At 64.4% G+C, this 21,318-nt stretch carries 13 protein-coding genes; 8 read left to right on the top strand and 5 right to left on the bottom strand.

Features of this window, described 5'->3' with window-relative positions; translation table 11 throughout:
* Positions 1-92: 92 nt before the first annotated feature.
* The 3 genes from MTR66_RS12765 to MTR66_RS12755 form a co-directional block, all read right to left on the bottom strand.
* Complete coding sequence (locus MTR66_RS12765) at positions 93-2,015, bottom strand: sialate O-acetylesterase (protein ID WP_243921608.1); 1,923 nt, start codon at positions 2,013-2,015, stop codon at positions 93-95.
* Positions 2,016-2,128: 113 nt separating this feature from the next.
* Positions 2,129-3,025, bottom strand: coding sequence for an ROK family protein (locus tag MTR66_RS12760; RefSeq protein ID WP_243921606.1), 897 nt, complete (start codon positions 3,023-3,025; stop codon positions 2,129-2,131).
* Between the two features lie 82 nt (positions 3,026-3,107).
* Positions 3,108-6,299, bottom strand: a complete 3,192-nt coding sequence (locus MTR66_RS12755; protein ID WP_243921604.1) for a TonB-dependent receptor — start codon at positions 6,297-6,299, stop codon at positions 3,108-3,110.
* A 200-nt stretch (positions 6,300-6,499) separates the two neighbouring features.
* Here MTR66_RS12755 and MTR66_RS12750 point away from each other — a divergent pair, with 200 nt between their 5' ends.
* From MTR66_RS12750 to MTR66_RS12720, 7 genes are all read left to right on the top strand, one after another.
* Positions 6,500-8,029 (top strand): tryptophan halogenase family protein, encoded by a 1,530-nt coding sequence (locus MTR66_RS12750; protein WP_243921602.1) that lies wholly within the window; start codon positions 6,500-6,502, stop codon positions 8,027-8,029.
* Positions 8,019-9,473, top strand: a complete 1,455-nt coding sequence (locus MTR66_RS12745) for a tryptophan 7-halogenase (RefSeq protein ID WP_243921599.1) — start codon at positions 8,019-8,021, stop codon at positions 9,471-9,473. Before MTR66_RS12750 ends, MTR66_RS12745 begins: the two co-directional genes overlap by 11 nt.
* 402 nt (positions 9,474-9,875) lie before the next feature.
* Positions 9,876-10,325, top strand: a complete 450-nt coding sequence (locus MTR66_RS12740) for a MarR family winged helix-turn-helix transcriptional regulator (RefSeq protein WP_243921597.1) — start codon at positions 9,876-9,878, stop codon at positions 10,323-10,325.
* Complete coding sequence (locus MTR66_RS12735; RefSeq protein WP_243921595.1) at positions 10,325-12,412, top strand: FUSC family protein; 2,088 nt, start codon at positions 10,325-10,327, stop codon at positions 12,410-12,412. The genes MTR66_RS12740 and MTR66_RS12735 overlap by 1 nt, the downstream gene beginning before the upstream one ends.
* Positions 12,409-12,624: a DUF1656 domain-containing protein gene (locus tag MTR66_RS12730; protein WP_243921593.1), complete on the top strand. Its 216-nt coding sequence runs from the start codon at positions 12,409-12,411 to the stop codon at positions 12,622-12,624. Before MTR66_RS12735 ends, MTR66_RS12730 begins: the two co-directional genes overlap by 4 nt.
* Entirely contained in the window at positions 12,621-13,523 is a 903-nt protein-coding gene (locus tag MTR66_RS12725; protein ID WP_243921591.1) for an efflux RND transporter periplasmic adaptor subunit, read from the top strand. Before MTR66_RS12730 ends, MTR66_RS12725 begins: the two co-directional genes overlap by 4 nt.
* Positions 13,523-14,938: an efflux transporter outer membrane subunit gene (locus MTR66_RS12720; RefSeq protein WP_243921625.1), complete on the top strand. Its 1,416-nt coding sequence runs from the start codon at positions 13,523-13,525 to the stop codon at positions 14,936-14,938. Before MTR66_RS12725 ends, MTR66_RS12720 begins: the two co-directional genes overlap by 1 nt.
* Before the next feature lie 28 nt (positions 14,939-14,966).
* On the opposite strand, the gene MTR66_RS12715 is transcribed toward MTR66_RS12720, so the two are convergent.
* Positions 14,967-17,363 (bottom strand): zinc-dependent metalloprotease, encoded by a 2,397-nt coding sequence (locus MTR66_RS12715; RefSeq protein ID WP_243921589.1) that lies wholly within the window; start codon positions 17,361-17,363, stop codon positions 14,967-14,969.
* Between the two features lie 237 nt (positions 17,364-17,600).
* A complete protein-coding gene (locus MTR66_RS12710) occupies positions 17,601-18,077 on the bottom strand; it encodes an Lrp/AsnC family transcriptional regulator (RefSeq protein ID WP_243921586.1) in 477 nt (158 codons plus the stop codon).
* Positions 18,078-18,362: 285 nt separating this feature from the next.
* On the opposite strand from MTR66_RS12710, the gene MTR66_RS12705 reads away from it, so the two are divergent.
* Positions 18,363-21,266, top strand: a complete 2,904-nt coding sequence (locus MTR66_RS12705; protein WP_243921584.1) for a TonB-dependent receptor domain-containing protein — start codon at positions 18,363-18,365, stop codon at positions 21,264-21,266.
* The last annotated feature ends 52 nt before the right edge of the window (positions 21,267-21,318 follow it).

Here is a 21,318-nt window from a genome sequence, read left to right as displayed (position 1 = left end):
CTGCCGCGCCATCCCATCCTCCTCCTCGCGGATGGTACGGCGGGTTCCCTTGCAGCGGATGCCATGGGAGGGCCCTTTCCGGAGGGTCCTCCCTATTTTTTTGCTATTTCCATCTCGAATGCGGGGGCCGGAAAGGGCCGCGCATCATAGAGATTGAGGCTGGGGCTATCGGCCCAGCCATAACGCACGCGGGTCGCAGGCCGGCCATCGCCGGTCAGGTAGACACTGTCACCGTCAGCCCGGGCGGCGGCAAAACGGCAGCTATCCGGCGTCTTGGCGCAAAGCTCGAAAGAGAGGACGGCCTTGCCCCCCCAGCTATGCAAGGCGCCTTCAACGCCGCTGAAGCGCACCACCACTCCGCCGGACACGGGAGTGGCCGAAACCGGCTGCGGCAGCGCTTCCCCGCTGGCAGCGGCGGCAAGGCGGGTGCCCAGCACTTCCTTGTTGGCCGGGTGGATATCGATGCGCTCGCCGATATCGACGGCAGTGACGAGCGCAGCGTTGCGATCGCCCAGAACCCCTTCGCGCTGTTCTTCGCGCAGGCGGGCCGTCGCTGAATCCTGCGGCGCGATCTGCGGCTTCCCGTATCCCGCGATCTGGACCACCAGCATGCGCATGTCCGCACCGAACTGCGCGCGCCAGCCCGCGAAGAGCGCCTTGAGCTTAGCGGCATATCCCGGCTTCCCCACGTCGCTCTCGCCCTGATACCAGGCCGCGCCTTTCAGCGCGAAATGTCCAATCGGCGCGATCATGGCATTGTGCATCACGCCGATCCCGGCAAAGCCGTCCCACGGCGTGCGCGGCGGCGCGTCATCCATCGGGGCCACGGCATAGCGCCAGCCCGACCCCAACGGCACGGCCGCTCCCTGTCCGGGCGCAAGCGAGAGCGTGCCCGGAGGCGACATCATCCCGCCATCGCCCCACAAGTTGGTGACAGCAACCATGATTTCGTTGCGACCGGCATGGAGATAGCCTGCTGGCACTGTGTAAGTGCGCTTGGCGGCGGGGCCATAGGTGTTCCCGGCCGGATGGCCGTTGACGAACGTCATGTCGATATCGTCGAGCGCCCCCAGCGCCAGCTTCGCCGCCCCCTTTGCCTGCGCCACGCTCAGCGTCACAGTGCGGCGGTACCAGACGGTACCGCGCTCCTTGCCCGCAAGCGCGGTGCCGCTCCAGCGGTTCCACGCCCCGGCCTGCGGCACGTCCTGCCACGCCAGCGCATCGGGATGCGCCCAGGGTTCGCTGCCCCCGGAGGCCTTGGCATACCAGGCCTGCCATTGCGGCGCGAAAGCGGCCAGCGCGGCGGCGGGATCGCGCTCGTAAAGCGCGAGCAGGGCCACTTCGGCCTTGCCATAGATCGCCGCGCCGCCTGCCGGGCTCAGCCAGGGCCGGATCTCGGAGCCGCCCCAGCTCGCATGGATCGCGCCGACCGGAACGCCCAGCTTTCGCCGCAGGTCCTTGGCCATGTAATAGCAGGCCGCGGAGAAGTGCCCGACCGTCTCCGGCGTGGTCTTTTCCCAGGCGACGGGGCCGCCGAAAGCACCCTGCGGCGTCAGCGCCACCGCTTTGGGCACCGTTGCCATCCGCAGCGCGCCGTCATGGGCGGATTGCTGCTCGTTCCAGGCATTGAGCGCCTGAGCCTGCGTGAATTCCATGTTCGACTGGCCCGAGCAGAGCCAGACATCGCCGACGAGCAAGTCCCCGGCCCGCTCCACCTCGCCGCTGCTGTCTGAAAGCGTCAGCGCGACCGGCTGCGCACTGGCCGGGCGCGCGGGGAAACGCACCGCGAAATGCCCGGCGGCATCGGCCCTTCCCGCTTCCTTCGCGGTGCCGAGCGTGACCTGCACTGCCTCACCCGGGTCAGCCGAGCCCTCGACCGTAATCGGCGCATCGCGCTGGATCACCGCATGTTCGCTCCAGATGGGCGCGAGGCGCGGCGTGGCGGCGAGCGGTGCAGCCGCACCCAGCGCCAGCAACGAGAGCCCCCAGGCCTGTGCGATGTGTCTCTGCTTCAATGAACCGTCCTCCGGGTCTGGCTTGCCCTGCGAATTTCAGCGGCGGACAGGCCTCGGGTCAACAACCCAATTTGTTCAACATATTAACCAGCCCTCCGGTCAGCCCCGCACCCTCAGACCGGGACATCTGCGCCGAGAGCAAGCGCGATCGGTCCCAACGGTCCTGCCAGCGTGCCGAGTTCCGGCGCAACGACATAAGGCCCTTCGGGCAGCGCCAGGTAGCCGTTGAGGCTTGCCCGCAGGGCCGGTTCGATGCGCGGCAGCAGGTGCGGCTGCGCGGCGAAGACTCCGCCGCCAATGGCAATGCGCAAGGGCGCCGTGGTACTCGCCATAGCGTGGCACAGCTTGGCTACGGCATCGGTAATGCGATCCCAAAGCGGGTCCTGCGGCGTGAGACCGGCAGGAGAGCGACCGCCCAGAACAAGCTTCAGCGCCGAGCCCGACGCCAGCCCCTCGACGCAATCCTCGTGGAAGGCGCAGGAACTGGGCAGCGTGTCTCCCGGCAGGCGCGGCACGCGCAAATGCCCCATCTCGCAGTGTCCGAAACCCCGGACCGGGGCGCCATTGACGATCAGCCCCACGCCCACGCCCGTCCCCACAGTGACATAGGCAAAGTCGGCAAGGCCGCGCCCTGCCCCCCAGCGCAGTTCGGCCATGGCGGCGCCGTTGACGTCGGTATCGAAGGAAAGGGGAACCGCAAAGCCGCGCGAGAGCGTGCCTGCGACGTCTGCGCCCGCCCAGCCCGGCTTGGTGGTGGCCAGCACGTGCCCGAAATCCGGCCGGGCCCGATCGAGCCCGAGCGGCCCGAAGCTCGCGATGCCCAGTGCCCGGAAACCCGGCCCGTGCCACCAGCGTTCCAGCACCGCGCGGATCCCGGCCAGCGTTGTGGCCGGATCCTGTGTCGCCACGCTGTGCTGCTCCCGGATATCCTGCGGTCCGTTTGCCAGGGTACAGATGCATTTGGTGCCGCCCAGTTCGATACCGGCGATCGGGGGGGCAGGTCTGGTCATCGGATGCAGGGACTTGGTTCCATTGTCACGAGGGAAGGAAAAAACTGACGGGCCAGGAGAAGCCCGCCAGTTTGGGGGGGTACTAGAAGGACAGGCGCGCCGAGATCGAGAAGCGCCGGTCGTTGATGAAAGCCGCCCGCTTGGATCTGACCAGCGTGCCGCCGTTGTTGTAGAGCGCGAAGCTCGTGCGGGTAACCTCGTTGAGCAGGTTCGAGCCCTGCAACCCGATCTTGAACTTGTCGTTCACCGTCAGGAAAAGCGAAGCGTCGAGCTGCCCGGTCGGCTCCGAATAGATCGGCAGGAACGGGAAGCAGCAGTCCCGCGTGCTCAGGAGATAGCGCGAGCGCCACGAATAGGCGGCGCGGGCGCTGAACTTGCCAAGGTCGTAGAAAACCGCGGCATTGACGTTGTACTTCGAAAGCTGCGGCAGCGGCAGCAGGGCGTAGAGGTCGTCCACCTGGGCTGCCGGACGCGATCCATCTGCCTCACCATTGGTCGGGGTGCCGGCCGGAATTTGGCCGGGATCGATATAGGTGAAGCTCGCCTGCGCCCCCAGCCCCTTGAGCAGGCCGGGCAGGAAATCGAAGGTCTGCTGCCAGGCCACTTCCACGCCCTTGATATTGGCGTGACCGCTCAGGTTGGCCGCACCATTGATCACCACGTCCTGCGTCGCGCCGTTGTTGGAAACGGTACGCACACTCTGGCCGTTGGGATCGATGATATTGCCCAAGCGCTTGAAGAACACCGTGCCGGTGAGCGAGCCCACTTTGCTGAAATACCATTCTGCGGTGAGATCAAGCTGTGTCGCCTCGATCGGCTTCACGAAAGGATTCCCGGCATTGGCCGTGAAATAGATCGTGTTGTCCGATGTCGTCGACGGATTGATCGAGACGTAGTTGCGCAGCGCCGAGAAATCGGGGCGGCTGATCGCACGCGAGGCGGCGAAGCGGAACTGCAGCTTGTCGCTGGCATGCCAGCGCAAGTTGAAGCTGGGCAGCCAGTTGCTGAAACTGTTCTTCGCCCCCTGATCGATTGCCGCGCCATTGGCAAAGGCAACGATGCCCGCCTGATCGGCCGCGCTCATCGTGCACAGTGCCGGAGTGGTCTGGCCTGGATCGGCGTTGGCGCAGAACGCCTCCACCGTCGAATAGCTGCCCAGCAGCGCGCTTACGGACGGCATCGTGATCGCGCCGACCGAGACATCCTTGGTGTTGACATAACGCACGCCGATGTTGCCATCGAAGAACGAGCTGTCGCCATGATCGGTCGAGAAATCGAGGCGGACATAGCCCGCCAGCGTGCGCTCGCTGTTCTTGTAGATGTCGCTGGGGCAGAAGTAAGTGCGGATGGAGGCGCAATCGCGGTCCTCCATCGGCGTGTAGCCGCCCCCGCCTGCCGCGTTGATCTGGCGCAGCAATTCCTGCGCCGCGTCGTAATTGAGCGCGAGGTTGCCCTTGAGCGCGGTAATGCTGGGCGGCTGGCTCGCCTCGCCGCGGAAGAAGTTACCGAACGAGTATGTTTCGTAGTAGGCTGGATCGATCGAGGCGAACGTCTGCGGGCCGCCCGATGTCCAGGTCTCCGACGGTGCGCCCCAGTTGTTGTAGGCGTTTGTGCGCACGGTCTGATCGCGATCGGAATAGCGCCCGCCCACCTTCAGGTGGCGCAGGAAACCATCGTCCGAGAGGTCATATTCCATGTCCCCGCGGAAAGCCCACTCGGTGCCGTTGTTATCCTCGCGGTTGGCGAAGGCGTCGCGGAAATAGAGGCTGTTGGGATCGGAGAAATACGCGCCCACATCCGGCGTACCGCCATAATCGGGGACATCGCCCAGCGAGAACGTGACATCGGGAATCTTGCCCGAACTGTCGACCGTGACGTTCGACCATGTCCCGGTATCGATAATGGTGTCGACGTTCTTGACCTTGCTCTTGACCATCTGCCCGTCGACGGAGAAGCGCAGGCGGTCATTGGCCTCGAACCGGAGGTTCAGCGAATAGTCGTCGGTCGTGTAGTCATTGAGGAAGCCGCGGTTGGACTGCGTCGTGAACAGCCCGCCCTGCATGAAGTTGCCCAGCAGCCCGTAAGTGCCGCCGCTGCCCGGAATGTTGCCGTAATGATAGTCGCCAGGGCGCGTAACCGTGCCCGAGACGAACACCCCGCGATCGTCGAAGGTATAGTTCGTGCCGGCCGCCGGGAAGGTCGCGTTGACGTCTGAATACCACACGTTCGGCTCGATCGTGTGCTCGGTCCAGGTCTGGCGCCCGTTGGTGCGCAGGAACTGGCCGGTGGCGATGAAGCGATCGTCGGGCGAGGCATACTGGAGCGCGGCAGAGATGCCGTAACGCTTGCGGTCGAAATCCTGCGCGCGCACGCCGCCGCCGACGGGCGTGTAGCAGCTTTCCAGCCCATTGCCGCAATCGAAGGTATCGGTGACGGTGGACTCGTAAGGCGAACCCTCATTGAAAGTGCGCGTGCCGTTGAAACGCTCCACCGGCGAAGCGACGAAGGAGGAATGGACGCGGGAATAGAGGCGCGAATAGGTGCCTGAAACCAGCACGCCGATACGCGATCCGTCACCCAGGATCCACTGGTTGGAATAGAGACCGGTGAAGCTGGGCGAGCTGCGCTTGGCAAGATCGGCGTAGTTATTCTCAACCGAAAGATAGATCAGCTGCTTGGTGGAATCGAACGGCTTTCGCGTGTTGATCGAGACAGTGCCCGAAATGCCGCCCTCAATGCGGTCGGCCGTGAGGTTCTTGAACACCTCGATCGAGCCGACCAGTTCGGGCGAGACGTCGTTGAAGCTGATCTCACGCCCGCCGTTGGCGGAGAAGGTATCGCGCCCGTTGAACTCGCCCTTCACGTAGCTCAGGCCCCGGATAACCACGCCCGATCCTTCGACCGAGAAGTGCTGGCTGTCGCCCGGCGAGGCATAGCGGGTGATCGCAACGCCCGGGATACGCTGCAGCGCTTCGTTGACCGAACGGTCGGGAAGCGCGCCGATATCCTCGGCGGTGATGGCATCGACAACGGTATCGGAATTGCGCTTCAGGGCCTGCGCAGTCTCCAGCGAAGCGCGAATGCCCGAGACGATGATGACGTTCTGTGTGGTCGTGTCGTCAAGAGCACTGTCGTCCTTTGTAGACTGATCCGCGCCTGCACCGCTGCTCTGCGCCAGTGCGGGCTGCGCCGCGGCCAGCATGGCGACCGCCGAAACACCCAGGCCCAGCTGCGCACAAATCGAACTTGCATGCTTAGAAATGGCTTTTGCCATCGTTCCCCTCCCATGTTTCTGGCCGAATTCTCAGTCGGCGGATCAAGCCGGCATCCCCGGCCCTATCTGCACTCCTCTTAACGCCACTCCCGCGCCAATCTCAAGCATAAAAAATAAATTTGATGACTTTAATGGTTTTTGGATGGCACGATTCCCCGGATTTTGTATGGTTTTTGTGGGAAAGAGAGGATGCATAAAGCGTGATAGCAAGCCAGGGGCCCACCGGCATGAAGCCGGTCCGCGTGGTCATCGCCGGTGGCGGAACTGCCGGATGGATGACGGCTGCCGCCCTATCGAGCCAGCTCGCCAGCCTCGTTGACGTGCACCTCGTCGAATCCGCCGAGATTGGCATCGTCGGCGTGGGCGAAGCCACGATTCCGCACATGCGCGAGTTCCTCGGCACGCTCGGGATCAGCGAGCGCGCGTTCATGGCCGCCACCGGCGCCACCTATAAGCTCGGCATCCGTTTCGAAGACTTCGGCGCCATCGGCGAGTGCTACACCCACCCCTTCGGCAGCTTCGGGCGCGAACTGGACGGCCTTGGCTTCCACCACTTCCACCTGCGTGCCCGCCGTGAAGGGCTGGCCGCGCCGCTCGATGCGTTCTCGCTGCCGGTGCGGGCCGCCATGCTGGGCCGCTTTGCCCCGCCTGCCGGGCACCCGCTCACGCTCGAAGGGGGATATGGCTATGCCTATCATTTCGATGCGGCCCGCCTCGCCCCATTCCTGCGCACCTTTGCCGAGAGCCATGGCGTCAAACGCACCGAAGGCAGGATCACCGAAGTCCAACGAAACAGCCTAACCGGCGACGTGACAGCGCTGCGGCTGGAAGACGGTACGGTGATATCGGGCGACCTCTTTGTCGACTGTTCGGGCTTTCGCTCGCTGCTGCTGGGAGAGACGATGGCCAGCGAATGGGAAGACTGGTCCCGCTGGCTCGCCTGCGACCGCGCGGCCGCCCTCCCCTGCGCAGCGCAGGGAACAGTGATCGAACCGCAGACCCGCGCCATCGCCATGACCGCGGGCTGGCGCTGGCGCATCCCGCTGCGCGGCCGGGTGGGCAATGGCTACGTCTATTCCAGCGCTCACCTGACGGACGACGAGGCCTGCGCGCAGATACTCGCCAGCGCTGGGGCCAAGCCCCTCGCCGATCCGCGCGTGCTGCGCTTTCGTGCGGGCCGCCGCCGGAAAAGCTGGGTGCGCAATGTCGTGGGCATCGGGCTTGCCAGCGGCTTTCTCGAACCGCTGGAATCGACCAGTATCTACCTTGCCCAGATCGCCATCGCCCGGCTGGCGGACCTGTTCCCGGTCAATGGAATCGAAGACGCCGACAGGGACGAGTTCAACCGCCTCGTCGATCTCGAATACGATCGCATCCGCGACTTTCTGATCCTGCACTATCATGCCACACGGCGCAGCGATTCCCCGTTCTGGCAGGACATGCGCGCGATGGCCGTGCCGGACAGCCTGACCGGCGCGCTCGAACTGTGGCGGCGCACCGCGCGCATCGCTCCGCATGCACAGGGGCTGTTCCACGAACCGAGCTGGATCGCAGTCCTGCTGGGCCAGGGGATCGTGCCCGAAGGCTATGATCCGCGCGCGGACATTGCCGCCGCCGGTTCGCTCGAACGGGCTATGGGCGGTCTTGCGAAAGAGATCGACCGGCTGGCCCGCGCCATGCCTGCACATGACGAGGTCTTGCGCCAACAGGAGACGGCCCATGCCGCCTGATGCCACCCAGTCCCGCCACATGCCGGGATCGGTCGCCGTCTTCGGAGGGGGCACTGTGGCCTGTCTCACCACCGTGGCGCTGGCCCGCGCCCTGCCGCGCACGCGCGTTACGCTGGTCACGCCGCCGGGCGGTTCGTGCAACCCCACCGCACTCGCAGACCTTGCCCATACCACATGGCCAGGGCTTGCCCGCTTGCACGAGCGCATCGGTATCGCCGAAGACGACATACTGCGCCGGGCCAGCGGCAGCCATTGTCTGGGCTTGCGCTATGCGAACTGGCGGACAGACGGCGCCGAATGGATCATCGGCCATGGCGCGGCAAGCCCTTCCGGCCCGGGCATTGCAGCCGCACTTGCCCGTGCAGGCCGCTTTGCGCTGCCCGATGGCCAGCCCGGATCACCGCTCGCCGGTCTCGACTACACCTTGCGCTTTGATCCGCGGGCCTATCGCGCAGGCCTGCGTTCGATCGCAAACCGTCTGGGCACAACCATGGCCGAGGGCCGTCCTGCCGCGGCAAGCCACAACGAGACCGGAGCAATAACGCAAGTCATCCTCGATACCGGCGCGCAGATCGCCGCCGATCTCTTCATTGACGCCACCGGCCCGGGCGCGGGTTTGATCGCGCTGGCCGGGCAGCCGCAATGGATCGATTGGCAGGACCACCTTCCAGTAAACCGCCTGCTGCCCGCAAAGGATCTCGCCCGCCCCGGGCTCTCCATGCTTGACCGCTTCGAGGCGTGCCGCGAAGGCTGGCTCTGGACATCCCCCGGGCGCGACGGAACCCGCACGGGGCTTGCCTACAACGCCTCCCTCACCAGCGATGCCGAAGCGGCCGATGCCCTGCTGGGCCACACCGGCGCGAGCCCGGGAGAAGTGATCGCAATCACCCCTGGCCGCCTGGAAAAGGCTTTCACTGGCAATGTCATCGCGCTGGGCGACGCCGCCGCGCAATTCGAACCGATCGGCTGGTGCAACCTGCACCTTGCCGTGCGCGCGATCGAACTCCTGTTAGAAATCCTGCCCGGCCTGCCGATCGACACATTGGAACAGTACGAATTCAACCGGCGCTGGGCCCTTCTCGCGGACCGCACGCGCGACTTTCTCGCCGCACACTACACCGCCCGCCCCGCCTTCGCGGCGCCTTTCTGGCAAGCTGCCGCGCGCCTCAAGCACTCCCCCGAACTCATCCTCACCTTACGCGAATTCGCCCGCCGCTCGCGCCTGCCCGTGTTCGAAGAGGAGAGCTTGTCACGCGACGCCTGGCTCCAGTTGCTTGCAGGCAACGGGACGCCCGCAGGCATGGCACCGCGCAAGCTCGCCATGGGCCACGCCGCACGCGAAAAGGAACGTGCGGACGAAGATCGGCGCGTGGCCGCAGCACTCCATGCTGCGGCACCCTACCCCAACTGGCTCGCGAACCGTTTGGGAGCGCCCTCGTCGTAGCACAGTCATCTTGCCGTCAAGGAGTGTCCGGGCAGGAGCTCTCGCCTTTTCTTCAATACTATTGCGGAGGGAAGGCGTTTAACCAGTGGCTGGCGCCCCCTCACGCAAATCAGCCAGATCCTTGCCATGAGTGTCGAATCATGAGCTGCGCTGCACGATGAACTCTTGAACGGCGGGAACATTTTCGAGGCGAAGCTCCCGGTTAAAGGGCAGCGCAAAGACTGCGATGCCCCCCGGTGGCGCGGTTTCATCCGGGAAGGCTTGCCCATGTTCGGGCCGCAGCCGCACCCTGCATCCGCCATTTGTCCAGAGGCAGTCCGTTGCGTTTTCCGGCAGCCCGGGCCTGCAAAATGCAAGCGGAAGCAGGTTGCACTATATAGTTAGGACGCTAACTAATTATGCATGCCCAATCGTGAGTCTCTCTATGCCGCCCTGCCGGCGCAAATTCTGTCTCTTGCCCGCTCCTGGCGGCAACTGGCGGATCGCGTGCTGGCCTCTCTGGAGATATCGAACTCTACCGGGTACGCGCTGCTGCACCTCGAACGCCTTGGCGAAGGCGTGCGCCAGTCCGACCTTGCGCGGGAAATCGGCATTACCGAAGCCTCGCTGGTGCGCACGCTCCAGCACCTCGAACGGATAGAGCTGGTCCAGCGCGAGGCGGATCCCGATGACGGGCGGGCGAAAACACTGCGCCTGACCGGGGAAGGCAGACGGCTGGCCCGGCTGATCGATGCGCGCCTGATCGAACTGCGCCGCGAACTGCTCGATGGCATAAGCAGCGAAGACCTGCAGACCGCGCTCGGCGTCCTCGAACGGGTCTCCTCAGGCATTGCCGAAAGGCGGCCCCGCTGATGATGAAACGCTGGGGTGCCGATGCGGCCGTGTACAGCCTCAAGTGCTACGCGGCGGCCATGCTGGCCATGTACATTGCCTTTTCGATCGGGCTGGAACGTCCCTACTGGGCATTCCTGACGGCCTATATCGTTTCCGGCCCGCTGGCGGGCGCCGTCGTTTCGCGCGCGCTCTTCCGCCTTATCGGCACGCTGGCGGGGGCGGCCTTTACCGTGCTGATCGTCCCCCTGCTGGTCCAGAGCCCGGTGCTGCTGATCGCGGCGATGGCGGGCTGGCTGGGGCTGTGCGTGTTCCTCTCGCTGCTGGACCGGACACCCGCCTCCTACATGTTCGTTCTGGCCGGATACACGACGGGGCTGATCGTGTGGCCCACGATCGATGCGCCCGGCCAGATCTTCACTGTCGCCACTTTGCGCGCGCAGGAAATCGGCATCGGCATCATCTGTTCGTCGCTCGTGCACGGTGTGGTGCTGCCCAATTCGGTTGCCAGATTTCTGCGCTTCCGCACGCAAGGGATCGTGCGCGATGCCGAAGTCTGGAGCCGCGAGACACTCCTGCCGGTTCCCAATCCGGGTGTGGACACGGAGCGGCGGCGCCTGGCGCAGGACATCACCGAACTGCACCAGCTTTCCATTCACCTGCCTTTCGAAACCAGCGGCCCGGCGCCGCGCGTGCGAGTGGTAAGAGCGATCGAAGGGCAGCTTGCGAAACTGATGCCGCTAGGCGCGGCAATTGCCGATCGCATCGCCGCCCTGCGCGCTTACGGCGAATTGCCCGAAAGCACCGCACACCTGCTTCAGGACATCCACGAATGGGTCGACGGGCTGGACGATGATCTGGCACGCGTGGAAGCAACCGGCGATGCCCTCATGGCGCGGTGTACCGCGCTGGAGCCCGAAATCAGGGCCGAAAGCGGCTGGCCCGTTCTGCTGCACATGAGCCTGCTTGCGCGGCTCTCCGGCCTGATCGATGCTCACCTCAACTGCCGGGTTCTCAAGGCCCAGTTGGCGACGCCGGACCGCACCCCCGTCTCCCCGCGAATCCCGGGGCTTCTCGCCGAGATTGGAGACCGTCCCCTGCATCGCGACGTGTGGGGCGCCCTGCGCGCTGCGGCAGGCTCTTCGCTGACCGTTGTCATCGCCTGCGCCTTGTGGATCGGCAGCGGCTGGTCCGAGGGCGGCACGTTCGTCATGCTGGCTTCGGTTTTTCCCGCCCTTTTCGCGGCCCTCGACAATTCACTGCCGCCCGTGGTCGGGTTCTTCAAGGGCACGCTGATCGCGGTCGTGCTGGGCACACTCTATGCCTTTGCCATTCTTCCCGCGCTTGACGGGTTTGCGGAAATGGCGCTGGCCCTGGCTCCGGTGCTGCTGGTGCTGGGCGCAATGATGAGCGTCCCGCGCTACATCGGCATTGCGCTTCCTGCTCTTCTCGGCGTGGGTGGCCCGTTCATCGTTTCCGAAAAGTTCGGCGCCGATCTGGCCCCCGGCGTTCCAGTCAATCTGGCGACTTTCCTGAACAGCCAAATCGCCACGCTGACCGCGATCCTGTTTGCCGGGGTGATGATCCGCATCCTGCAGACCGCGGGTATCGAACATGCCATCGCGCGCACGCTGCGGGCAGGCTGGCAAGACCTTGCCGAGCGCAGCAACCGGTGGGCCATGCCGGACGTGCAGGGCTGGATATCGCGGATGCTGGACCGGCATGCCCTGCTCGATCCGCGCCTTGCGGCGAGCGGCAAGCTTCCGGGCGAACCGCTTTACGATATCCTGCGCGATCTGCGCACCGGCGTGGCCATTGGTGAGCTGCGGATATTGCGCGGCGAGATCGATCCCGCCGCCCAAGACACTGTGACCCGCGTCCTTGCCGGGGTTGGCGACTACTACCGGCGGCTTGTCCCGCACCAGCCGCCGCCCGAGGACCGCGAGCTTCTTGCCCGCATCGATACTGCACTGCACCGGTTCAACGCCGATGCGCACGAACCGGTCCGGCGGCGGGCAGCCTTGCCCCTCGTCACACTGCGCCGCAGCCTTTTCGCCGATGCGCCGCCGTTCGCCGCCCATCCCTCCAGCCCCGGAGCCCCGTCATGAACGGAGAATTTGCCATCTACGGCATCTTCCTGCCGACCCTGCTCGTCTTCGGAGCGATCGCCTCGGTCTGCACTCTCGCGCTGATGCGCCTGGCCGACCGTTTCGGCTTCTACCGCTTCGTCGCTTATCGCGCGCTCGTCGATCTGGCCCTTTACGTCATCGTTTTCGGCGCAGTCACTTTCCTTGCCCCCCTATTCGGTTTCGCCCCATGAAGAACATCCTTGCCAGCCTGGGCCGCAGCGCGGCCACTATCGTCATCGTCCTTGCCGCCGCCGCCATCGCGGTGTGGATGTGGAACCATTACGAACGCAGCCCCTGGACGCGCGACGGCCGCGTGCGGGCTGACGTCGTGCGGGTAACGCCGGATATTTCCGGCCTCGTCACCTCGGTGGCCGTGCATGACAACCAGAGCGTGAAGGCAGGAGACCTGCTCTTCGTGCTCGACAAGCCGCGCTACACGCTGGCGGTCGAACAGGCCCAGGCCGGCGTGGCAAGTGCAAAGGCCACGCTGGGGCAAGCCCGCCGCGAAGCCAACCGGGACCGCGCGCTGGGCGATCTGGTGGCCGCCGAAACCCACGAACAGAACGTGGCGCGCGTCGCCACTGCGCAAGCCGCCCTTGCCGAGGCGCGCAGCGCGCTCGACGGGGCTCAGCTCAATCTCCGGCGCACGCAGGTTCGCGCTTCCGTGGACGGGACCGTGACCAATCTCGACCTGCATCCCGGCGATTATCTGGCCGCCGGAAATCAGGCGATGGCGCTTGTCGATACCGCCTCGCTGCGGGTCGAAGGCTATTTCGAGGAAACCAAGCTGCCGTTGATCCGGGTGGGCGCGCCGGTGACAGTCAAGCTGATGGGCGAAGACCGGCCGCTCCATGGCCGGGTCGAAAGCATTGCCGCAGGCATTGGCGAAGATGCGCGCGGCTTGTCCGGCAACCTTCTGCCCAACGTCGAGGCGACCTTCACATGGGTGCGTCTTGCCCAGCGCATTCCGGTCCGCGTAAAACTGACCGAGGTGCCCAAGGGCGTCCGCCTCATCCTGGGCCGCACCGCCACAGTAACGGTCGAACCGGAAGCGCAGGATACCGCCCAGCCAGTGGAGAAGGCCAAGTGATGCGCGCCGGGGCTCTCCTGCCGGGCGCGGCACTGACACTGGCGCTGGCCGGTTGCGCCACGGCCGGGCCGGACTATGCGCCGCCGGAAACCGCCGCCGCCAACGCGCCATCCGCGCGCGGGGCCTTCGTTTCCGCACGCGATTCCGCTTTCGCGAATGCCCCCCTGCCCGATCGCTGGTGGCATCTTTACGACGATCCCAGGCTCGACGCCCTGATCGGGCAGGCGTTGGCCGCCAATGCCGATCTGCGAGCCGCCGATGCCAACTTGCGCCGCGCTGATGCAGTGGTGCGCGAAGCCGCCGGACAGCGCGCACTTTCGACCACGGCCAGCGCGGACGCCGCAGTCGAGCGCGACTATTCCGCGGATTCGGGTGGCACGAACCTTCCGGGCGTGGGCACCTATGGCCTTGGGCTAACCGTGTCCTACCCGCTCGACCTCAGCGGCAAGCTGCGCCGCGCCATCGAGGCGAGCGAAGCCGGCCGGGACGCCGTGGAAGCCGCGCGCGATGCCGTGCGTATCAGCGTGGCCGCCGCCACAGCCCGCGCCTATGCCAGCGTCTGCGCGGCCAATTACCAGATCGCCACGGTCGAACAGGTCATCACGCTCCAGCAGGAAACTCTGGAGGCCACGCAACGCCTGCAGAAAGGCGGGCGAGGCACAGCGTTCGACGTGAGCCGCGCCCGCACCGCGGTGGAGACGAGCCGGGCGAACCTGCCCGCACTCTTGGCCGCACGGCGAAACGGGCTCTACCTGCTCGCCACCCTGCTGGGCCGCCCGCCCGCCGAATATCCGCGCGATGTGGAAAGCTGCAGCACCCTGCCCCGCCTCGCCACGCCGATGCCGGTGGGAGACGGCGCGGCCCTGATCCGGCGCCGTCCCGACATCCGCCAGGCCGAACGCACGATCGCGGCGGACACGGCCCGCATCGGTGTGGCCATGGCCGATCTCTATCCGCAAGTGAGCATCGGCGGCGGTCTGGCCAGCAGCGGCCAGGTGGCGGACATCGGCTCTTCGCACAGCTTCGGCTTCAGCCTGGGGCCGCTGCTGAGCTGGAGCTTTCCCAACCGCCCCGTCGTCAAGGCGCGGATCGCGGCGGCGGGCGCGCAAACCGATGCCGATGTGGCCCGTTTCGACAGCGCTGTGCTGGAAGCCCTGCGCGGCACCGAAACCGCGCTGGAAACTTATGCACGCGGCCGCGAGAGAGCCGAGGCGCTGCGCCGCGCGGCCGCCAGTGCGCAAGTATCCGCCGATCAGGCGGGCAAGCTGTTCCATTTCGGGCGCAGCGACTTCCTTTCGCTGCTGAGCGCGCAAGGGGCGCTGGCAGCGGCGCAAGTCAACTATGCCGCGGCGCAATCGGAACTGGTCAATCAGCAGATTGCCGTGTTCCTGGCACTGGGCGGCGGCTGGCAATAGAAACCGCCGCCGCCCAGCGCTGTTGGCCCTACTTGCTCACCAGACCATCGGACCAATCCCGGTCCATCCAGCCGGTGCTGCCGCCGATCGGCATGCCGGGCGGAATTTCCGGAGCCCGCTGCTTGGCTTTCAGTTCCCGCTCCAGCAGGCCGTCGTTGCTCAGCAGCCGGGCGACCTGGAAATTCCAGGCGGCATCTTCGCTGCTGCCCTTCGCCTTGCCCGCCCGTTCTGCGAGGCCCGACAGGCGCTGGCCAATCATGGCGGAGACTTCGGGCGATGTTTCCGGGTCATGCGCGGCGCGGGCCAGTTCAATCACAGTGCGATAGGCCACGCGCCGCGAAACGGCGCCGGTGCGGGCATCGATGGTGGCCGGGAACAGCTTGTCCAGCAATACCTCCATGCCCGGCAGCGACGGATCGAGCGCGTGCTGTTCGAACACGCGGGTCAGGCGCGCCGGGGCCAGCAGCGTGCCAAGCGTCTGCTGTGCTGCCGCGTCAGCCGCCACCAGCGGATCGAATGCCGCCGATGCCGCGTTGCGGAACACCTCGATATCGAACTGCGGATTGGATCGGCCGAAACCGTGAATGCCGGACGAAAGACGCATCACCAGCGATTGCGGGATCGTCAGCGCCTTGGAGGACAGCGTTGCCATCAGCCCGTCAATCGCGGCGATCTGCCTGTCCGCAGCAACCGGGACCGGCTCCGTATGGGCATCGCCGGTCACGGCATAGGTGTAATCAATACCGCCGATGAACTTCGCCACGGCATCGACCTGATAGCGGTGGAACAGCCAGACCGGAACGAACTTGCGGCGCAGTTCGGCCAAGGGCTCGCCCGGATGCAGAACGGCAGGCCCGAAGCGGTCGATGGCGATCCGGCGCACCTTCATGATATGCGCCAGCTCGGCCACGGGATCGGGCCCATTGTCCCACATGCTGCCCCAAGGATTGGGCGCATCGGGCGAACGGCCGTCACTGTCCGTCACCCAGCGCATGGCCAGCGTGTCCGGGTTTTGCGTCTTTGCCGCGGCAACCGCATTCGAATCCGTACCGTAGAGCCAATCGACGGTATATTTGTCCCACTTGCCGATCCCGCTCGCATAGGCATCGGAAAGATCCAGCGTGCCGTCCTTGATGCCGATCTTGGGTCCCGGATAGTCCATCACCGAACCGCGTCCCTGCGTGCTGGCGGCGAAATTGTGCATGAACCCGATCGCGTGGCCCACTTCGTGCGCACCAAGCTGGCTCATGCGTGCCAGCGCCGCCGTGACCGGATCGTCCGGGCCGCCCGTTCCGGTCTTCCCGGCCCCTGCCAGACTTTCGAAGATCACCATGTCCTGCCGCACGCGCAGCGATCCCAGAACGACGGATGCCTTGACGATTTCCCCCGTGCGCGGGTCCGCGATCACCTGCCCGAACGACCACCCGCGCGTCAGCCGGTTATCCCAGTTGACCACGTTGTACCGCACATCCAGCGGATCGGCGTCCTTGGGCAGGATCTTGACCTGAAAGGCATCGATCAGCCCTGCGGCATTGAAAGCATCGCTCCACCAGCCAACGCCCTTGAACACGGCATCGCGGATCGGCTGGGGCATGCCGGAATCGATATAGAAGACGATCGGTTTCTTGACGGTCGAGCGTGCCGCCCCGGGATCTGTCTTTTCCAGCCGGAACCGGTTGGCAAGCTGGTAGACGACATTCTGACCAAGCGGCTTGGCGAAATCGACCACTTGCGTGGAAAAGCCGCCTGCCCGGATATCGAACAGCCGCGGCTTGTATCCTGCATCGGGCAGCCGGATCAGCGAATGGTGCACGTAGAAGCTCACTTGCCGGGGCTCGGGCGCAATGCCGCTGACCTGCGGCCCGGGCGTGCTGCTCTCAAACGTCTGCAGCGCGTCCATTTCGATATTATCGGGAAAGGCCTTGACCGAAGCCGGATCGGCAACGCTGAGTGCGGCCGTCTGCCTGTATCCCTTGCCCACCGCGTTGAGGCGGCCGGTAATGTTGTTCACGTCCTTGGTCAGGAACGGCGAGATATCGATCACCATGCTGCCGTCCGGACCGGTCGAGACAGGATCGGTCATCCATACGGTCGAGAACGCGAAGCTGTCGGTTACCGATTTCTGCTCCGCCGCAGTGCCGCCGGTGGCCCGAAAGCGGGGATTTTCGAATGTCACGGCTACTTTCGTTCCGATCTTGCGAAACGCCAGCAACTGCGTGGGGCCATTCGCCGCCTTGTCGAGCCGGGCCATCGGCGAGCCCAGGCCTGTACGCATGACGACGGAGTAAAGATAGCGCCCTATAACCCCGTCCTTGTCCGGCGCGGGCAAGGTCAGCAATATGCGGCCGTCCGCCGTGCTGGCCTTCACCGGCAGCAATGGCGCCTCTCCCGCATGGGCCGCTGGCCCGGTTGCGCAAAATGCCATCGCCAAAGCCAGCTCCGCGGCTGGACGCCATGAAATCATTCGTTTTTTCACTAACCTTGCCCCCGTGTGCAACCCGAAGAACCACTCTGCGGACGAATCGGGGGCAGGCTATCACCATGCGGACGGCGTTATCGTGCTAATGCCGCAAACATTCCTGGCAGTAGCTCATGATTTCCAGCCTCAAGGCCAGGTTTGTTTGAATATCTTGCGCATCCGATCTGATCGATAGCGAATCTTCTACTTACGGCGTTGAAACAGTACCGGCGGGTTCGCGAGCCTTGTCACTTCCCGCATCACGAAGCTGCTTCGGATCTTGGCAACATGCGGCAGGATGCACAGCTCCTTGCGGTAGATGGCATCGTAGTCGTTGAGCGAACTGACGTGAATGATCACGATGAAGTCTGTATCGCCTGAAATGAACGCGCAATAGGAAACCGAAGGGCAGTTCACCACTTCGCGCTCGAACTCGTTCAGCACGCTTTCGGCTTGCGATACCAGTTCGAACGCCACCACCACGACCCCGGAAAAACCCAGCGCATCCATATCGAACTTGGCGCCGTATCCGGAGATGACACCGCATTCCTCCATGATCTTGCGCCTGCGCGCGACGGCCGTGCTCGACAGGTGAATTTTCTCCCCGATCGAAACATCGGACGCCCGCCCATCTTCGGACAGAGCCTGAAGGATTCTGAAATCGATGTCATCCAGAGCCATCGGAACGCAATCTCACAAAATTATCTGAAAATTTGACAGATTCGATAAATCTGTATGCAAAAATTGCTGTATTTTCATAGAAACCGCAACGATTTTTTTGATAACCTCCTCCCGTTCAGGAAAACAGAGCTCCGCCGAAGCTTATCTGGGGTCGCATCGGCAATCTCTGCAACAAAAACCAAGTGCACATGAATTGCTTGCGAGGGCTTCCTGCAAGCAAAGATGCGGCTTGGCCTGAACAGGGAGAAGATGTCCATGGCGCCCGATTTATGATTTGGGGGATTTATGGTCATAAAGTACAACTCGCATGCAGCTTTTAAAAACTCCACCGCATCGCGAATTAGGTCGCACTTACTCTGCACTGCCGGAACTTTTATTATAGGGTTCTCCGTTCCGGCATATGCCCAAAACGCATCGCCCGCAGATCAAGGCGCCGGGACACCAGTAAGCGAAGACATCATCGTCACCGGCTCGCGCATCGTCAGCAACGGTTACGACGCCCCCACCCCGGTCAGTGTCATCAGCACCAAGGAACTGGCCGCCGAAGCGCCCGCGAATATCGCGGATTTCGTCAACACCTTACCTTCGGTTTCCGGAAGCCAGACACCGGTTTCCAACTCGGGCTCCCTTTCCAACGGCCAGTCCGGCATCAGCGCCTTGAACTTGCGCTCGCTGGGGCAGAACCGCACTCTGGTGCTGTTTGACGGGCAGCGTTCGGTCGCATCGACATCCACAGGCATCGTCGACCTGAGCACTTTCCCGCAGGCGCTGATCGAGCGCGTGGAAGTGGTGACGGGCGGTGCCTCGTCGGTCTACGGCTCCGATGCCGTTGCCGGTGTTGTGAACTTCATCCTCGACAAGAAGTTCACCGGCCTCAAGGCAAGCTACGAATATGGCGTCACGACGTATGGCGACGTGCCCAACCACAAAGTCTCGCTTACCGGCGGCATGGACTTTGCGGGCGGCCGCGGCCATGTGCTGCTGAGCGGTGAATACTTCACCCAGAAGGGCGTCGATACGATCGCGCGCGACTGGAACAAGAGCGGCTTCTTCCAGGTCGACAATCCCGACTACACCGATACCAACGGCCAGCCGAAGCGGCTGGTGATGTCCGGCATCGGATCGGGCAATCTCACGCCGGGCGGCCTCATCACCAGCGGCCCGCTTCGCGGCACCTACTTCGGCGCGATCGATCCCGCGACCGGCAAAGCCACGACCGGTGAGCTCGCCTATGGCCAGACAACCGGAAGCTGGATGATCGGCGGGGACTACGAACTGGCCAGCGCCAACCACGTGAGTTCCAACTCACTGGCCAACGACGAGGACCGCCGGTCCTTCTTCGGCCGGGCCAGCTATGATTTCTCGGATGCGTTCAGCTTCTTCGTGCAGGCGTCCTACAGCCGCTACGAGGGCGAAAGCTACTACCAGCAAACACCCAGCACCGGCGTTCAGATCATGGCCGACAACGCCTATCTGCCCGACAGCATCCGGGCGGCCATGGCGGCGAACAATCTTTCCAGCATCACCATCGGCACGTCCAACGCAGGCATTCCGGCAGCGGGCGCGAACAACAAGCGCGAAGTGCAGCGCTATGTCGCCGGCGGCAACGGCGTGTTCTCTACCGGCGCGATCGACTGGACCTGGGACGGCTATTTCCAGCACGGCAAGACCAAAACGCGCGAGCATCTGGTCAACACCTGGCAGAACGACCGCCTCGCCGAAATGCAGGACGCGGTCTATGACGGCAGCGGCAACATCGTGTGCCGTTCGACCCTGACCGATCCCGGTAACGGCTGCGTTCCGATCAACCGCATCGGCGTGGGCGGCGTCACAGCCGAAGCGCTCGATTACCTGTTCGCGATCTATCCCGAGCGCAAGCAGTACATTACGCAGGACGTGGGCGGCCTGAACTTTGCCACCAAGAACCTGTTCAACGGCTGGGCCGGTCCTATCAGCCTCGCCTTCGGCGCGGAAGCGCGAAAGGAGAAGGTCGACGGCTATACCGATCCGATCAACTACGAGACGCGCTGGCTCTACGGCAACTACAAGGTCACCAAGGGCTCCTACAATGTGAAGGAAGCCTACGTCGAAACGCTGGTTCCGCTGTATGACGGGCTGGACTTCAACGGGGCGCTGCGCGTCACCGATTACAGCACCTCGGGCACGGCCACGACCTGGAAGCTGGGCCTTACCTACCAGCCGGTTCCGGACATCCGCCTGCGCGGCACTGTCTCGCGCGATATCCGCGCGCCCAACCTCAGCGAACTGTTCGATCCGGGCACAGCGCGGACCAATTCGGTCAACGTGCCCGATGCCTCGGCGCCCGGCGGCGCCAGGGCAGACCAGTTCGTGCAGAACTTCACCGGCAGCACCGACCTCAAGCCGGAAGTCGCCAAGACCTATGGCGCGGGCGTGATCATAACCCCGCGCTTCCTGCCCGGCTTCGCCTTTTCCGCGGATTACTTCGATATCAAGCTGAGCGATGCCATCAGTTCGGTCAGCGCGCAGACGACCGTCAACTTGTGCTTCGAACAGAACATCCAATCGTTCTGCGACAATATCCGCTATACCGCCGGCTCCTCGACGAACATCGAGTTCATCGATCTCAAGTACTTCAACTTTGCCAGCCAGAAGACGAACGGCATCGATTTCGAGGCCAGCTACAACCGCATTATCGGGCCGGGCAAGCTCAGCCTGCGCGGTCTGGCTACTTACACGATCCACAACATCACCAACAACGGCATCGACGCCCCTAACGACGCGGCAGGCGTTGGCGTCTATGGCGGCATCCCGAGCTGGAGCTACCGCATCACCGGCAGCTATGCCTTCGACAGCGGCTTCACCGTCGGCGTTGTCGGCCGGGGCCTGAGTTCAGGCGTCTACGACAACGACTACATCGCCTGTACTGCGAACTGCCCGGCCAGCGATCCCAGCGGCATCCAGCGCACGATCAACACCAACCACATCGACGGCGCGCTCTACATCGACACCAACTTCACCTACGATTTCCAGGTGGGTTCCGCATCCGCGCAGGCGGTGCTGTCGATCAAGAACCTGTTCGATACCGATCCGGTGCTGGTTGGCAACGGGCCGTTCGGCAACAACACGTCCGCCTATCCGCAGACTAACCGCGGGCTTTACGACACGCTCGGCCGCACCTTCCGCCTGGGCCTTCGCGTCAAACTGTAATCCCAGCGATCCGGCGGGGCCATCCGGCCCCGCCGGACATCAAGACACATTG

Origin of the sequence: Novosphingobium beihaiense (assembly GCF_022832375.1) — a bacterium.
Lineage (GTDB): Bacteria > Pseudomonadota > Alphaproteobacteria > Sphingomonadales > Sphingomonadaceae > Novosphingobium > Novosphingobium beihaiensis.
This window is presented reverse-complemented; position numbering and strand designations above follow the sequence as displayed.

Excerpts from the sequence above, each read along its gene's own strand:
- MTR66_RS12725 (WP_243921591.1), top strand. The coding sequence starts at position 12,621 with ATGAAGAACATCCTTGCCAGCCTGGGCCGCAGCGCGGCCACTATCGTC.
- MTR66_RS12720 (WP_243921625.1), top strand. The coding sequence starts at position 13,523 with ATGCGCGCCGGGGCTCTCCTGCCGGGCGCGGCACTGACACTGGCGCTG.
- MTR66_RS12745 (WP_243921599.1), top strand. The coding sequence starts at position 8,019 with ATGCCGCCTGATGCCACCCAGTCCCGCCACATGCCGGGATCGGTCGCC.
- MTR66_RS12755 (WP_243921604.1), bottom strand. The coding sequence starts at position 6,299 with ATGGCAAAAGCCATTTCTAAGCATGCAAGTTCGATTTGTGCGCAGCTG.
- MTR66_RS12740 (WP_243921597.1), top strand. The coding sequence starts at position 9,876 with ATGCCCAATCGTGAGTCTCTCTATGCCGCCCTGCCGGCGCAAATTCTG.
- MTR66_RS12730 (WP_243921593.1), top strand. The coding sequence starts at position 12,409 with ATGAACGGAGAATTTGCCATCTACGGCATCTTCCTGCCGACCCTGCTC.
- MTR66_RS12705 (WP_243921584.1), top strand. The coding sequence starts at position 18,363 with ATGGTCATAAAGTACAACTCGCATGCAGCTTTTAAAAACTCCACCGCA.
- MTR66_RS12710 (WP_243921586.1), bottom strand. The coding sequence starts at position 18,077 with ATGGCTCTGGATGACATCGATTTCAGAATCCTTCAGGCTCTGTCCGAA.
- MTR66_RS12735 (WP_243921595.1), top strand. The coding sequence starts at position 10,325 with ATGATGAAACGCTGGGGTGCCGATGCGGCCGTGTACAGCCTCAAGTGC.
- MTR66_RS12760 (WP_243921606.1), bottom strand. The coding sequence starts at position 3,025 with ATGACCAGACCTGCCCCCCCGATCGCCGGTATCGAACTGGGCGGCACC.
- MTR66_RS12715 (WP_243921589.1), bottom strand. The coding sequence starts at position 17,363 with ATGGCATTTTGCGCAACCGGGCCAGCGGCCCATGCGGGAGAGGCGCCA.